Source organism: Flavobacterium sp. 28YEA47A (assembly GCF_041262125.1).
Taxonomy (GTDB): Bacteria; Bacteroidota; Bacteroidia; order Flavobacteriales; family Flavobacteriaceae; genus Flavobacterium.
The window spans coordinates 72,596-86,510 of the sequence record NZ_JBGCCI010000009.1 but is presented as its reverse complement, the minus strand read 5'-3'; the positions used below and the strand labels follow the sequence as shown (position 1 = coordinate 86,510).

Genomic DNA, 13,915 nt, shown 5'->3' with positions numbered 1-13,915 from the left:
GGTTGGATTCCCAACTTCAAAATAAAATACGAAAACTATATGAAGATCATAGTTCCAATGGCCGGAAGAGGCTCACGCTTAAGACCACATACATTGACAGTTCCAAAACCATTGATTCCAATAGCCGGAAAACCTATCGTGCATAGACTGGTTGAAGATATTGCAGGCGTAATCAATCAGGAAATAGAAGAAATAGCTTTTATTATCCACAGAGATTTTGGAAAACAGGTTGAAGTCGAGCTAATTGAAATAGCAGAAAAGCTAGGAGCCAGAGGTACTATTTATTATCAGGAACAGCCTTTAGGAACAGCCCATGCGATCATGAGCGCTAAAGAATCAATGACCGGACCTATAGTTGTAGCCTATGCAGATACGCTTTTCCGTGCCGATTTTACATTGGATACCGAAGCTGATAGTGTGATCTGGGTAAAACAAGTTGACGATCCGAGTGCTTTTGGTGTTGTACAGCTAAATGGGCAAAATCAAATTGTTGATTTTGTAGAAAAACCAAAAGAGTTCGTTTCTGATTTGGCGATTATAGGTATCTATTACTTTAAGTCAGGAGAAACTTTAAGAAATGAATTGCAATATTTATTGGATAATAATGTTGTAAAAGGAGGAGAATATCAACTGACTGACGGTTTGGAAAATATGAAAGAGAAAGGACTGAAGTTCGTTCCTGGAAAAGTTGACGAATGGATGGATTGTGGAAACAAAAATGTTACTGTAGAAACAAACTCCAGAATGTTAGGCTTTTTGCATAATGACGGCGAGCATTTGATTGATTACGATGTCAAAACAGAAAACTCAACGATTATTCCGCCGTGTTATATTGGCAAAGATGTAATCTTGATCAACGCAACAGTAGGACCAAACGTGTCTTTAGGCAGAGGAACTCACGTAATCAACAGTACTATAAAAAACAGTTTGGTACAAACCCATTCGCATATAAAAAATGCCAATTTGGATAATGCCATGATTGGAAATCATGCCAGTTTTGACGGGAATTTTACCAGTATAAGCATAGGCGATTATTCTGTTTTGGAATAAATTTTGATGGAAAACCAATATGAAAATTAAAAAATATCTTTTACAGCTTTTCTTCTTCGGAATGTTATGCGTTCCGGCTAAAGTTTTTGCCCAGACAGAGCCAGATGATATTGCTTTGGCAGAAGATGCTTTTCAAGATAATTTTTATGAATCGCTCAAGCAGAAAGGCATTGAAAATTATGACAAAGCTATTGCCGCTTTGGAAAAATGCCTTAAAATGCAACCTCAAAATGCAGTAGTCTATTATGAATTAGGTAAAAATTACCTGAGCTTAAAAGATTATAAAAAAGCATATGAATCTTTTTCACAGGCTTCATTGATAGACCCAAAGAATAAATGGTTCTATGTTGGGATGTACGATGTTTGTTACCAGACAAAAGATTATGCCCAGGCCATAGTTGTTGTCAATAAATTAGTTGGAATGGATATGAAATATAAAGAAGACCTTACGTCGCTTTATATGTATACAGACCAATATGATAAGGCTTTGGCACTTATAAAAGACTTGGAGGATACAGTGGGTGAAACTCCACAGAGAAATGCCTATAAGCAGCAAATCCTGAAAGATTCAAAATACCGTATCGGAGAAAAAGACCAGCTTTTGGAAGCCATCAAAAAAAATCCAAAAGACGAATCAAAATACATTGCGCTGATATACCTGTACTCTGAAAGCAATCAGGAAGAAAAAGCCTATGAAATTGCAAAAAAACTTGAAAAAGAAATCCCCGATTCTGAATTTGCCCAGGTAGGACTGTTCAAATTCCATCTCAATAATAACGATGGAGGAAAAGCAGTGATAGCTATGAATAAGGTATTGGAAAGCAAGAAGATTGAAGATGAAGTAAAACGCAAAATACTGAAAGAATTTTTGGTTTTTGTAAAAAACAACCCTCAATTCAATACCGATTTAGATAAGGCAGTGGGTTATTTTAGCAATGAAGATCAGGCTACTTTGACCAAAGACGTAGGCAGGATTTTTTATGCAAGGAAAAATTGGGAACGGGCCATCCATTATCTGGAAATCTATTCTAAGAATAATCCACAGGAAGTAGAATCAAATATCTTTTTATTACAAGCCTATACAGAAAACAAGCAATTTGATGTATTGGCAAAAAAGGCTTCTGAACTAATTGATTTCTTTCCAATGCAACCGGATTTTTATTATTACTCCGGATTGGCAAACAACCAGATTAAAAATTATAAAAAAGCCAAAGACTTTTTAGAAATGGGTATGGATTATATCGTTGATAACAGGAATTTGGAAATTAACTTTAATATCCAGTTAGGAGAAGCTTTCAATGGATTGGGAGATGCAAAGAAAAAGGAATATTATTTCCAGAAAGCTGACCAGTTATTAAAACAGAAAAAATAATGAAAAGATATATTATCATAACTTTTGGAGTTCTTTTGCTTTCGTGTAACGCCAAGAAAGCAGTGATTGCAGAAGGAACCGCCAGTGAAATGGTTGCCTCTTCAAAAGTAATAGAAAGCCATTATAAGCTCAAGAGAGATTTTTCGACGGTCTATATCAAGTCCAGTGCAAAGTATAAAGATAATCGTATGTCCCAGGGCGTTTCTGCTGAAATCAGAATCAAGAAAGATGAGCAGATTTTAGTCAGTGTCCGCGTTTTAGGAATTACGATGGCCAAAGCATTAATTACGCCTCAAGAAGTAAAATACTATGAAAAAATGGGAAACACTTTTTTTGAAGGCGATTATTCTACGCTGAGCAAATGGCTGGGAACCGATTTGGATTTCCAAAAAGTACAAAATATGCTTATTGGCGAAGCTATGGACGACTTGACTAAAGGAAAATATACAACAACAATTGATGAAAGTCAGTATAGATTAGAAGATGCCTCAAATAAAAATACGCAAAAAGCTTTTTATTTTGAAGCAGCAAATTACCTGATTAAAAAACAGGAAGTTTCGCAGGCAAAAGAAGACAGGAAATTGGAGATTTCCTATCCAGGGCATAAAGAATATCCGGAAACCGTACTGCCATCACAAATTATAATTGACGCCGTCCAGAATGGCAAAAAGATCAATATCAACATTGATTATAATTCTGCTTCGTTTAATGAGAACCTGACATTTCCATACAGTGTTCCTAAAGGCTACGATAGAATATATATTGATTAGATTTGCACAAACATATCCAAATTATGTCAAAAAACATTTTCACTCTTTTTCTGCTGCTGGCCACTACAATAGTTTGGGGACAAAATGACATGCAGAGAAAATTGGAAGAACGTAAGGCACAGCTTCAAAAAGAGATCAGAGAAGCTGAAAATGCGTTACAGTCAGAAAAGAAAAAAGAAAAATCTGTTGTAACACAGATTAATCAACAGACAGCAAAAATTAAGCTGCAGGAAAAGCTTATTGCTACAACCGAAAAGCAAGCCAAGTTATTGAGTGATGATATTTATACAAATCAGATAAAAATCAATGGCCTTAAAAAAGATCTTGATGAGCTTAAAAAAGATTATGCCAAAATGATTGTCAAGTCTTATAAGAGCCGTTCGGAACAGAGCAGGGCTATGTTTTTGCTTTCTTCTAAAAACTTTCTTCAGGCCTATAAAAGGGCGCAATACATGAAGCAGTATTCCAATTATAGAAAAAACCAGGGAGAAGAAATTAAGGTAAAATCAGATCAGTTGGCAGTCTATAATGAAAAGCTAAACGTACAGAAAAAAGAAAAACAGAAGCTGATCGTCGAAAATGAAAAGGAAAAGCAGAATCTGGAAAAAGATAAGGAAGAGCAGGAAAAAATAATGAAGTCGATTAAAAAAGACGTCAAAAAATATACTGCCGAAATCAAGAAAAAACAACAGGAAACACGTGAAATAGACCGTAAGATTGATAAATTAATTCGTGAAGCAATTGCTGAGGCTAACAGAAAAACAGCAGCGGCAAACAAAAAAGCAAACCCAAAAACAACAGTTGCAGAAACAAAAGCTATTGAGAATTCCTCAAAAATTGTCCTGACTCCAGAAGGAAAAATCATTTCAGATAATTTCAAGGCAAATAAAGGAAAACTATCATGGCCGGTTGCTAAAGGTTTTATATCCCTGAGATATGGTGACCAACCGCACCCATTACAAAAATCGCTTATTGTCCATAGTAGCGGTGTTGAAATCACGACCGATTCGGGCACTTCTGTACGATCTGTTTTTGCAGGCGAAGTAACAAGAGTACAGCTTATTTCTCCAAATAACATGGTGGTGTTTGTCCAGCATGGAGATTTCTATACAGTATATCAAAACCTAAGCTCCGTAAGCGTTTCCAAAGGAAATAAGGTAACAGCTTTGCAAAACATAGGAAAAGTAACCACCAATGCGGCAGGCAAAACAGCATTGAAGTTTGTAATCATGCAAAACTCAACGACATTAAATCCGCAAGCCTGGCTGACTAATATGTAAATAAAAAAAGGAACCTAAGAGGTTCCTTTTTTTATTCTATAAATAATGCTTTCAGTTCTGTAGCTTCATTTGGTTTCATTTTTCCGGCTAGAACAAGGCTAAGCTGTTTTCGTCTTAATGCCGCATCATAGCGTTGTTTTTCCAGTTCGGTTTCCGGAAGTATGGCAGGAACTTCTACCGGACGTCCGGTTTCATCAACAGCAACAAAAGTATAAATGGCTTCGTTTGCTTTGTTTTTTATACCTGATTCACGGTCTTCGATCCATACATCAATATAAATCTCCATCGACGTTTTAAAAGTCCTTGAAACTTTAGCTTCAATAGTTACTACACTACCCAAAGGAATAGCACGGTTAAACGCCACGTGGTTTACAGAAGCCGTAACAGTAATTCGTCTGGAATGTCTTCTTGCTGCAATACTTGCCGCTCTATCCATGCGTGCCAGCAATTCGCCACCAAAAAGATTGTTTAAAGGATTAGTTTCGCCTGGCAAAACCAAATCAGTTAGGATTGCTAAAGATTCAGAAGGAGTTTTCGCTTGCATTGTTTTTTTTGCAAAGGTAACAGATAGCGGTTAAATCCGATAATCAGGCAGTAATAATTTTTTTTCGAACAAAAAACAAAAAATCCCGAACGAATCGGGATTTGGATTTATAATTCTTGAATCAGAAGCCATGCTTCCGGATTTTCTGTTTTTTGAATTTTGGACATCGCTTTTTGGGCTTCTGCATAGTTTGAAAAACTTCCATAAAGCACAGGGTGAAGGCCATGTTTGTTTTTTGCGATCTTTCTTGCCTTATATCCTTTAGCACTCAGCTTCTCGAATATTTTTTGTGCATTTTCTTCATTTCTAAAAGCACCGGCAACAATATGATAGGCTAACTTTTCTTCTTTAATGTTGAGTTTTACGGCAGGAAGTGGACTTTCGATAAAGAAAGTAGCTTCCTGTATTTTGTCCTCTACTTTTTTCTGAACCGTTTGTTGTACGATCAGATTTTCAGAATTAATCTGTTTCTGGTAATAGCTGTTTCCAAAGAAACCTGCTGCTCCAAGACCAAGCACAAAAATGGCCGCATATTTAAGATAAGGCCTGCTGTTTCTTCGTTCCGGAGTAAAGAGTATCGGCGCTTTTTCTTCAAGAGCTTCTACTTCTTCCTTATACACTTCTCTTTGGATTTTTGGAGCAACATACGTACTCAATCCAAAAGAACTTGTAAGATAATTTAAACTATCAGCAGGCTCAAAAACAATATTGTTTTCTGAGTTTAAAGATAGCTGGCCAATGTTTTTCAACACAAGCGACTTCTGCAGCTGCAACGCTAATTTCCATTCTGAAACAGCCGTTTCAATAGAGGTTACCGCATTTTCATAGGATATTTTTTCAGCCTGCGAAATATGGTTTGCCAGCAATCCGTCATTATTCTTTAAATGAAAATTAAAAGAAACCACTTTTCTTGGAGGATAAAATACCATAGTACTTTCATTAAGCCTAGCAGGCTGAATTTCTGTAAGGAATGCGCCAAAGCCAGGAACTGCAACACACTGGTATCTATATAAAAGTTGGGATATGTAAAATTCAATCTTCATAGAAACAAAGTTACTTATTCATTGGTCAGGTCAAAATTTTATCAACAAATTTTATTAACAATCTAAACGAAATGTCTTTATCTTTGAGACTCAATTATTTGCCATGAACCCTGAAGAATTATTTTATTTACTAGCCTTACAAAAAGTAGAATCAGTGGGTGACATCACTGCCAAAAAACTTCTCGTGCACTTTGGAAGCGCCAAAGAAATCTTTCAATCCAAACCTTCAAAACTAGAAAGTATCGAAGGAATCGGGAGTATTTTGATTCGGAATCTAAAAGACCAATCAGTTTTTAAAAAGGCTGAAAAAGAACTTGACTTCATCCAGTCAAATAGTATTGATGTGCTTTTTTACCAAGATGAAAATTATCCGGAAAAGCTCAAGCATTGCATTGATGCTCCCGTCGTATTATTTGCTTCGGGAAATTTCAATTTCAAAAACCGAAAGATTATAAGTATAGTCGGAACCAGACAGGCTACTCCGTATGGTGTAGAATGTTGCAGGAAGCTGATTTCTGACCTGGCACCGCTAAATCCCATAATAGTTAGCGGCTTTGCTTATGGGATAGATATTATCGCACATCAGGCGGCAATGGAACACAACTTGCAGACTATTGGAGTTGTAGCCCACGGACTAAACCAGATTTATCCGAAAGCTCATAAAAAGTATGTAGCCACGATGCAGGAAAATGGCGGTTTTATGACAGACTTTTGGAGTTCTTCCAATCCTGACAGAGAGAATTTTATTCGTAGAAATCGCATTGTTGCCGGAATTTCCGAAGCAACAATCGTTATTGAATCGGCAGAAAAAGGAGGCTCTCTGATTACAGCCAATATGGCCAATGATTACAATCGGGATGTTTTTGCTTTTCCTGGCAAAGCATCCGATAAATACAGCCAGGGATGTAATAACCTGATCAAATGGCAAAAAGCACAACTGCTAACCTCGGCAGCAGATTTGGTTTATATGCTCAATTGGGATTTAGAGACACCAAAAACAAGCGTACAGAAGCGATTGTTTGTAGAATTGGATTCAGAAGAACAGACGGTTTATAATTATCTACAGGCAAAAGAAAAGGAATTGATGGATGTTATTGCCTTGGAATGCAATTTCCCAATTCACAAAATATCTTCCCTTTTATTAAATATGGAATTAAAAGGAGTTGTCCGCCCGTTGCCTGGCAAATTGTTTGAAATTATTTAAAAATAAAGCCCTGACAATACAGGGCTTTGATATTAGTATCCTAATTTTTGTCTGACTCTTTTCAGAACACCGTTGGCAACAATTCTTGCCTTTTCAGCTCCTTGTAGTAAGGCTTTGTCGATTTCTTCCAGATTGCTCATGTAGTAGTTGTATTTTTCTCTTTCTACTTTAAATCTTTCTAAAATAAGTTCGAACAGGGCTTGCTTGGCGTGGCCCCAGCCAAAATCACGATTTACGTTTTTATATTTTTCGGTCATGACAGCCAACTGCTCTTCATTAGCTATCAACTTATAAATAGCGAAAATTTTACAAGTTTCTGTATCCTTCGGATCTTCTAAAGGTGTGCTATCGGTTTCAATAGACATGACCTGTTTGCGCAACGATTTATCATCTAAAAAAATGTTGATGATATTGTTTGCCGATTTGCTCATTTTTCCGCCATTTGTTCCCGGAACGTATTTTGTTTCTTCCTGAAGATACGAATCGGGAAGCACAAAAGTTTCTCCCATCTGATGGTTAAAGCGGGAAGCAACATCACGTGTAATCTCAATATGCTGCAACTGGTCTTTTCCTACCGGAACAAATTCTGCATCGTATAAAAGAATATCAGCAGCCATAAGCATCGGGTAAGTGAATAAGCCAGCATTAACATCATCCAATCGGTCCGCCTTATCTTTAAAAGAATGGGCTAAAGTGAGTCGTTGGTACGGAAAAAAGCAGCTCAAATACCAGGAAAGTTCTGTTGTTTGAGGAACATCAGACTGGCGATAAAAAGTAACTCTGTTTACATCAACTCCACAGGCAAGCCACGTTGCAGCAGTACTGTACGTGTTCTGACGTAATGTTTCTCCATTTTTAATCTGCGTTACTGAATGCAGGTCGGCAATGAAAAGAAAAGTTTCGTTTTCCGGCTTGTTTGATAATTCAATGGCCGGAAGAAGCGCCCCTAGCAAATTTCCTAAATGCGGCGTTCCAGTACTTTGAATTCCTGTGAGTATTTTTGACATAATAACTTAATTTTTGCAAAGGTAAATGTTTTGGCAGAATTGTAAGGTTTGAATTCTTACATTTGGGAGACAAAATTTGAAAACCAGGTTTTGTCTTCACGAATAATTTTTGATACACACCTGCATGCGTATTTTTAAAGTAATTTTTTGGGTTCTTTGGCGGATTTGGTTCTATTTTCTGATGGGACTTCCTATTATTATCATGTTTCCGTTTTTATTCATTTCCATCTTAAAAGAAAAATGGTATCCCTATTTTTTTGTTATGGCGAGAATCTGGGCGAAAATAATCCTTTTTGGCATGGGCTTTCATTACAAAGTTGAACGGGAACAAGAATTGGAAGCAGGGAAAAGCTATATGTTAGTATCAAACCATACTTCAATGATCGATATTATGCTGATGCTTGCTTTGGTACGCAATCCGTTTGTTTTTGTCGGGAAGAAAGAATTGGTTAAGATTCCTTTATTTGGATTTTTTTACAAGAGAACCTGTATTTTGGTTGACAGAAGCAGTTCCAAAAGTAGGATGGAGGTTTTTAATAGAGCCCAAAAACGATTGGCACAAGGTCTTAGTATTTGTATTTTCCCCGAAGGCGGTGTTCCGGACGATGAGTCGGTTCTTTTGGATGAATTCAAAGACGGGGCTTTTCGTCTGGCATTGGAGCATCAAATCCCGATAGTTCCTATGACTTTTCCAGATAATAAAAAGCGATTTTCGTATACTTTTTTAAGCGGAAGCCCGGGAATCATGCGAGCTAAAATCCATCATTTTGTGGAGACGAAAGGTCACAACATAGACAAAAAGGAAATCAAAGAAATTAAAGAACAGATCAGGGATATTATCTACAAACAGCTCTTGAAATTCAACAACAAAAAAAGCGCCTAACCAAGACGCTTTTTTCTGTCATTAACGTATTTAATGACGAACCTAACTAAACTATAAAACCAACTATCTAAAAGTTAAAGCTGACTCCAGAATATAAGCCTATAAAATAAGGTTTAAATCCTCCAGCATTTTCACTAAACGTATTAATTTGGTATTTTAATTTTGGTTCAACATTTGCTTCAAATGATTTCCAAAATTTGTATTTGAATCCTATTCCAATATTAGAGGTAAAAGAAACGTCATTTAAATTCGTCGCTTTTCCAATAGAGGTTGACATTCCTGGAGATACTACCGAAAGGCTGTTTTCATTTAGGAAAAGCGTACTCATACCGCCAATTAATGATATCCCAAATTTATCATCCAATATTTTATATGAAAGTTCTACAGGAACTTCTACATAACCCATAGTCTGATTTAAATGTCCTCCTTTCTTGCCGGGAACATCGTCAAACGATACCGTATTGGCAGCCGTATTGTCCTCAACAATTATGATTGCATTTTTGTTTTCCCTTATAGTGCTTGGCGAAAGTGCTTCTCCACTGGTACTAAAGTTAGATAATCCGGCATAATAGACGATATTATTGGTGTTATAGCCCAGAGTCAGTTTATTAACTCCTCCACGAATAGACCATTTTTTGTTTATCGCATAATTGACACCAAGCCCATAGCTCATGTTTTTCTCGTAACTTTTACCGTTATCTGCGAATTGCTGGTCGATTGGAGAACCTTTGGAAGCAGAGCTAAAATAAATAGGGGCTACGGTTGACGTAATCTGCCACCTATTTACTTTAGGTTCTGTGTCCGCTTGTTGTTTTTTTTCTTTTTCTTTTAGCAATTCTTCCAGCGGATTAGGCCCGGCAGTAGCAACAGCTGCCGAATCTTTCTTTTGCTTCTCGAATGCTTTGGTATCAAAAGCAATTCGGGAATTTTTATCACTATCAGATTGCTTGTTGCGTTCTGAAGTATTGTTGTTGAGCTTGTCATTTTTCTGCAAAAGATCATTTTGTTTTTTCTCAGAAATAGCAAGCTGCTTTTCGTTTTCTTTTCGATTTTCAGGAATTAAATTTTTGTTTGAATCTCGATTTAAACTTGATTTTTCCTGGTTTTTTCCGTTGCTTCCTGAATCTGCTACAGCATTTTCGTTAAAAGAACGCTTCTGGTTTTTTTCGTCGAGCTTGTTTAATTTGGCAGTTACCTGGCCATTATGTTGTTGAGCAGGATCTTGGCTGGCAAGTCCGGATTCTGTTTTCGTTTTTTGATTTTTAATAACAGGAAGATGTTTATTGGCTGTGTTTTTCAGGCGTTCTTGATCAGAATTATCCTGACGGGCAATTGCCGTGTTTTTAGCCTTATTCTTTCCTGAAATAATTGACTTGTTCAGTTGGTCCTGCTCTGGATTTTCAGAATTTTTATATTGTTGTGTTGGATTGTTTTTTTCTAAATCAGTATTTTCATTTTCAGTAACGACCTCATTGCTTTTGATTGGGCTTTGCATAGGTGCCAAATCTTTGGATCGGTCAACATCTGGAGTGTTTTGGTTAACGACTCCGTTATCAGTGTCAGTTTTTATAGGATTATTTATAATTCCGTCGCCTATCATGAATCCGATGAGCAATATGGCAGCAATACCTGAAAGTCGAAGCCATAACGGTATAACTCTTCTCTTTTTCTTTTCTTTGAGCTTAGCCTCGATATTGTCCCAGACTTCGGGAGAAGGCGTTGCTTCAAAGTCTTTGAACTTTTCTTGGAAAAGCCGTTCTATATTTTTTTTCTCATTCATTTTGCTGCTGTATAATTTCCGTTTCCAGCCTGGGCTTCTATTTTTTCTTTTAAAATCATTTTTGCGCGTGCAAGATTAGATTTTGTGGTTCCGGTTGTGATATCAAGCATTTCGGCAATTTCTTTGTGCGAATAACCGTCCATTACATATAGGTTAAAAACCAATCGGTATCTGTCTGGCAGTTCCTGTATGATTTTCATCAAAAATTCGAGTGTCACATTCTCGTCATCAATCTCGACTTCTGCTTCGTCCGGAATAGTATCGTTGACGATTTCAAAAACGGAATTTCCTCTATACTTCTGCAGGACATTATTTACCATTATCCTTTTTGCCCAGCCTTCGAATGATCCTTTAAAATTGAACTGACCTATCTTATTGAAAATAATAAGAAATCCGTCCTGAAGATTATCTTCGGCTTCGGCATAATTCCGCGAATACTTCAAGCAGACACTGAACAATTTAGGTGATAATAACTTATATAATTGTTCTTGAGCTTTGGTATCATGATCTCTGCAACCGTATATGAGTTGTTCTAAACTCAAAGTTTTTCTTTATAAATTAAAAATTATTGTCGAACTACTGGTATTTCATATTCTATAAAAAGATTTTGTCCAGATTGGTCTTTTCCTTTATAAAACTTAAAGATATAGCTGCTTTCGCCTGTTGGCATAAAATCAAATGTAGCTTCTACGGGCTCTTCGTCCAAAGGAGTGCAATTGTTAGCATTGATAACGCCAGTCTGTACTGCTACTGTTCTGACATTTAAATTTTTTTCGTAATAAAATCCTTCAAAAAAATGGCAACTAGTAGGTCTTTTATAATATACTTTTATAGTATAGGTTCTTCCTAATACAAAACTTTCAGGAAATACGGCACTTTCTGTAGGGATCAGTTCAAAATGGTAACTAACAGTATTATCATCGTTTAGCTCACAAGAGCTAAATGCTGTGATAGTAATAACTGCCAAAAATAAAATTGAAATTAATTTTTTCATTTTTTGTATTCTGTTTATGCTTTATTGTTTAGATGTGCGTATTGGATAAAGGTTGCGTCAGGATATAAAAAAACCCGAAAATTTTCGGGTTTTTTAATTAAGCGTTATTTTCTTTAATCAGCGTTTTGATTTTAAGTTCTAATTCTTCCGCTAACTCAGGATTGTCTTTAATCAAGGATTTCACGGCATCCCTACCTTGTCCTAACTTGGTGTCGCCATAGCTAAACCAGGAACCTGACTTTTTCACGACTTCAAATTCTACGGCCAAATCAAGGATTTCTCCTGTTTTTGAAACACCTTCACCATACATGATGTCAAATTCTGCTGTTTTGAATGGAGGAGCAACCTTATTCTTCACAACTTTGACTTTCGTTCTGTTACCGATTACGTTTTCACCTTCTTTGATTTGAGAAGATCTACGGATATCCAATCGAACTGATGCGTAAAATTTAAGTGCGTTACCACCTGTTGTTGTTTCAGGGTTTCCAAACATTACTCCGATTTTTTCACGAAGCTGGTTGATAAAGAAAACAGTACAATTCGTTTTGCTGATTGTTCCGGTTAATTTTCTCAATGCCTGCGACATTAATCGGGCATGAAGTCCCATTTTTGAATCACCCATTTCGCCTTCAATCTCACTTTTTGGAGTTAATGCGGCAACAGAGTCAATTACAACAATATCAATAGCACCTGAACGGATCAGGTTTTCTGCAATTTCTAAAGCCTGCTCACCATTGTCAGGTTGTGAGATAATCAGGTTTTCAATATCAACGCCTAGCTTTTCTGCATAATTTCTGTCAAAAGCATGTTCTGCATCAATAAAGGCAGCAATTCCACCTGCTTTTTGAGCTTCGGCAATAGCATGCAATGTCAAGGTCGTTTTACCTGAAGATTCAGGACCATAAATCTCAATAATTCTTCCCTTAGGATATCCGTTAACTCCAAGAGCTAAGTCCAATCCTAAAGATCCTGAAGGAATCGTTTCTACCTCTTCAACTGCCTGATCACCAAGCTTCATTACGGTTCCTTTTCCGTAAGTTTTATCTAATTTGTCAAGCGTTAGTTGTAACGCTTTTAATTTGGCTTCTTTCTCTGAACTCATTTTTCTTCCATTTATAATTGGCACTTATTTTTCGTAAAAATAGTTCTTTTTTTCTACGTGGCAAGTGTTATTTTTTGTTAGAAATTTGATGTTTTTCAATTAAAATAAACAAAAATATAATTAGTACTTTTGCGGGGAATTATAATAATTATGGAGAAGCTAATTTCGTATCCGATTTCGGTTGTATATTATCTGATTTTTGGACTTATTTTGGTGATTTTTCATCCCATCCAATGGCTGTGTTTTAATCTTTTCGGATATCAGGCGCATAAAAAAAGTGTTGATTATCTGAACTTTTGCCTGCTCAGGTCAACCCATCTTTTAGGTACAACCTATAAAGTGGAAGGAAGGGAATTGGTACCTAAAGGAGTTCCGGTAATTTTCGTTGCCAACCACCAAAGTATGTACGATATAATTGCCATAATCTGGTTTTTCAGAAAATCCCATCCAAAATTTGTAAGCAAGAAAGAATTAGGAAAAGGAATTCCAAGCGTTTCGTATAATCTAAGACACGGAGGTTCTGTCCTGATCGACAGGAAAGATCCAAAACAAGCACTGCCAGCAATCAAAGGATTGGGAGAATATATTGAAAAGAACAAACGAGCTGCTGTAATTTTTCCGGAAGGAACAAGAAGCAAAAACGGAAAACCGAAAGAATTTGCACAGACAGGATTGAAAATCTTATGCAAAAATTCGCCTTCGGCAGTTGTAGTTCCTATAACCATAAACAATTCTTGGAAAATTGTTAAATATGGCTTTTTTCCTGTAGGTTTAGGAAATCGCCTTACCTTTACTGCTCATAAGCCAATGGCTGTGGCAGAAGTTCCTTTTGATGAATTAATGAGAGAGACAGAAAAAGCAGTAGTTGACGGAATAAAAAATTAAA

The 13,915-nt window shown here is 36.5% G+C and carries 14 protein-coding genes; 7 read left to right on the top strand and 7 right to left on the bottom strand.

Annotation, left to right across the window (positions count from 1 at the left end; translation table 11 throughout):
- The first annotated feature begins 39 nt into the window (after window positions 1-39).
- The 4 genes from ABH942_RS13620 to ABH942_RS13605 are packed head-to-tail and all read left to right on the top strand — an operon-like array spanning window position 40 to window position 4,472.
- Entirely contained in the window at window positions 40-1,050 is a 1,011-nt protein-coding gene (locus ABH942_RS13620; RefSeq protein ID WP_370032859.1) for a sugar phosphate nucleotidyltransferase, read from the top strand.
- A 19-nt stretch (window positions 1,051-1,069) separates the two neighbouring features.
- Window positions 1,070-2,422 (top strand): tetratricopeptide repeat protein, encoded by a 1,353-nt coding sequence (locus ABH942_RS13615; RefSeq protein WP_370032858.1) that lies wholly within the window; start codon window positions 1,070-1,072, stop codon window positions 2,420-2,422.
- Window positions 2,422-3,192 carry a DUF4292 domain-containing protein gene (locus ABH942_RS13610; protein WP_370032856.1) on the top strand — a complete coding sequence of 257 codons (771 nt, stop codon included), beginning with the start codon at window positions 2,422-2,424 and terminating at the stop codon, window positions 3,190-3,192. Before ABH942_RS13615 ends, ABH942_RS13610 begins: the two co-directional genes overlap by 1 nt.
- Window positions 3,193-3,215: 23 nt before the next feature.
- Window positions 3,216-4,472, top strand: a complete 1,257-nt coding sequence (locus ABH942_RS13605; RefSeq protein WP_370032854.1) for a murein hydrolase activator EnvC — start codon at window positions 3,216-3,218, stop codon at window positions 4,470-4,472.
- Between the two features lie 31 nt (window positions 4,473-4,503).
- Here ABH942_RS13605 and ABH942_RS13600 read toward each other — a convergent pair whose 3' ends face one another.
- Window positions 4,504-5,016, bottom strand: a complete 513-nt coding sequence (locus ABH942_RS13600) for an acyl-CoA thioesterase (RefSeq protein ID WP_370032852.1) — start codon at window positions 5,014-5,016, stop codon at window positions 4,504-4,506.
- A 107-nt stretch (window positions 5,017-5,123) separates the two neighbouring features.
- Window positions 5,124-6,059, bottom strand: coding sequence for an SPOR domain-containing protein (locus ABH942_RS13595; RefSeq protein ID WP_370032850.1), 936 nt, complete (start codon window positions 6,057-6,059; stop codon window positions 5,124-5,126).
- A 103-nt stretch (window positions 6,060-6,162) separates the two neighbouring features.
- Here ABH942_RS13595 and dprA point away from each other — a divergent pair, with 103 nt between their 5' ends.
- Window positions 6,163-7,263: a DNA-processing protein DprA gene (dprA, locus tag ABH942_RS13590; RefSeq protein WP_370032848.1), complete on the top strand. Its 1,101-nt coding sequence runs from the start codon at window positions 6,163-6,165 to the stop codon at window positions 7,261-7,263.
- Window positions 7,264-7,295: 32 nt separating this feature from the next.
- Here the strand turns inward: dprA and trpS are convergent, their stop codons facing one another.
- Window positions 7,296-8,270 (bottom strand): tryptophan--tRNA ligase, encoded by a 975-nt coding sequence (gene trpS / locus ABH942_RS13585; protein WP_370032847.1) that lies wholly within the window; start codon window positions 8,268-8,270, stop codon window positions 7,296-7,298.
- A 124-nt stretch (window positions 8,271-8,394) separates the two neighbouring features.
- Here trpS and ABH942_RS13580 point away from each other — a divergent pair, with 124 nt between their 5' ends.
- A complete protein-coding gene (locus ABH942_RS13580; protein ID WP_370032845.1) occupies window positions 8,395-9,153 on the top strand; it encodes a lysophospholipid acyltransferase family protein in 759 nt (252 codons plus the stop codon).
- Window positions 9,154-9,220: 67 nt separating this feature from the next.
- Here ABH942_RS13580 and ABH942_RS13575 read toward each other — a convergent pair whose 3' ends face one another.
- The 4 genes from ABH942_RS13575 to recA all read right to left on the bottom strand — a co-directional run bounded on the left by ABH942_RS13575 (window position 9,221) and on the right by recA (window position 13,029).
- Window positions 9,221-10,933 (bottom strand): hypothetical protein, encoded by a 1,713-nt coding sequence (locus ABH942_RS13575; protein WP_370032843.1) that lies wholly within the window; start codon window positions 10,931-10,933, stop codon window positions 9,221-9,223.
- Entirely contained in the window at window positions 10,930-11,475 is a 546-nt protein-coding gene (locus tag ABH942_RS13570; RefSeq protein ID WP_139999002.1) for an RNA polymerase sigma factor, read from the bottom strand. Before ABH942_RS13570 ends, ABH942_RS13575 begins: the two co-directional genes overlap by 4 nt.
- Window positions 11,476-11,498: 23 nt before the next feature.
- Window positions 11,499-11,927 carry a hypothetical protein gene (locus ABH942_RS13565; RefSeq protein ID WP_370032841.1) on the bottom strand — a complete coding sequence of 143 codons (429 nt, stop codon included), beginning with the start codon at window positions 11,925-11,927 and terminating at the stop codon, window positions 11,499-11,501.
- Between the two features lie 97 nt (window positions 11,928-12,024).
- Complete coding sequence (gene recA, locus ABH942_RS13560) at window positions 12,025-13,029, bottom strand: recombinase RecA (protein ID WP_139999006.1); 1,005 nt, start codon at window positions 13,027-13,029, stop codon at window positions 12,025-12,027.
- Window positions 13,030-13,179: 150 nt separating this feature from the next.
- On the opposite strand from recA, the gene ABH942_RS13555 reads away from it, so the two are divergent.
- A complete protein-coding gene (locus tag ABH942_RS13555; protein ID WP_370032839.1) occupies window positions 13,180-13,914 on the top strand; it encodes a lysophospholipid acyltransferase family protein in 735 nt (244 codons plus the stop codon).
- Window position 13,915: the final 1 nt, after the last annotated feature.

Coding starts and splice junctions, on each gene's coding strand:
- dprA (WP_370032848.1), top strand. CDS start 6,163: ATGAACCCTGAAGAATTATTTTATTTACTAGCCTTACAAAAAGTAGAA.
- ABH942_RS13605 (WP_370032854.1), top strand. CDS start 3,216: ATGTCAAAAAACATTTTCACTCTTTTTCTGCTGCTGGCCACTACAATA.
- ABH942_RS13580 (WP_370032845.1), top strand. CDS start 8,395: ATGCGTATTTTTAAAGTAATTTTTTGGGTTCTTTGGCGGATTTGGTTC.
- trpS (WP_370032847.1), bottom strand. CDS start 8,270: ATGTCAAAAATACTCACAGGAATTCAAAGTACTGGAACGCCGCATTTA.
- ABH942_RS13575 (WP_370032843.1), bottom strand. CDS start 10,933: ATGAATGAGAAAAAAAATATAGAACGGCTTTTCCAAGAAAAGTTCAAA.
- ABH942_RS13610 (WP_370032856.1), top strand. CDS start 2,422: ATGAAAAGATATATTATCATAACTTTTGGAGTTCTTTTGCTTTCGTGT.
- ABH942_RS13565 (WP_370032841.1), bottom strand. CDS start 11,927: ATGAAAAAATTAATTTCAATTTTATTTTTGGCAGTTATTACTATCACA.
- ABH942_RS13555 (WP_370032839.1), top strand. CDS start 13,180: ATGGAGAAGCTAATTTCGTATCCGATTTCGGTTGTATATTATCTGATT.
- ABH942_RS13595 (WP_370032850.1), bottom strand. CDS start 6,059: ATGAAGATTGAATTTTACATATCCCAACTTTTATATAGATACCAGTGT.
- recA (WP_139999006.1), bottom strand. CDS start 13,029: ATGAGTTCAGAGAAAGAAGCCAAATTAAAAGCGTTACAACTAACGCTT.
- ABH942_RS13600 (WP_370032852.1), bottom strand. CDS start 5,016: ATGCAAGCGAAAACTCCTTCTGAATCTTTAGCAATCCTAACTGATTTG.
- ABH942_RS13615 (WP_370032858.1), top strand. CDS start 1,070: ATGAAAATTAAAAAATATCTTTTACAGCTTTTCTTCTTCGGAATGTTA.
- ABH942_RS13620 (WP_370032859.1), top strand. CDS start 40: ATGAAGATCATAGTTCCAATGGCCGGAAGAGGCTCACGCTTAAGACCA.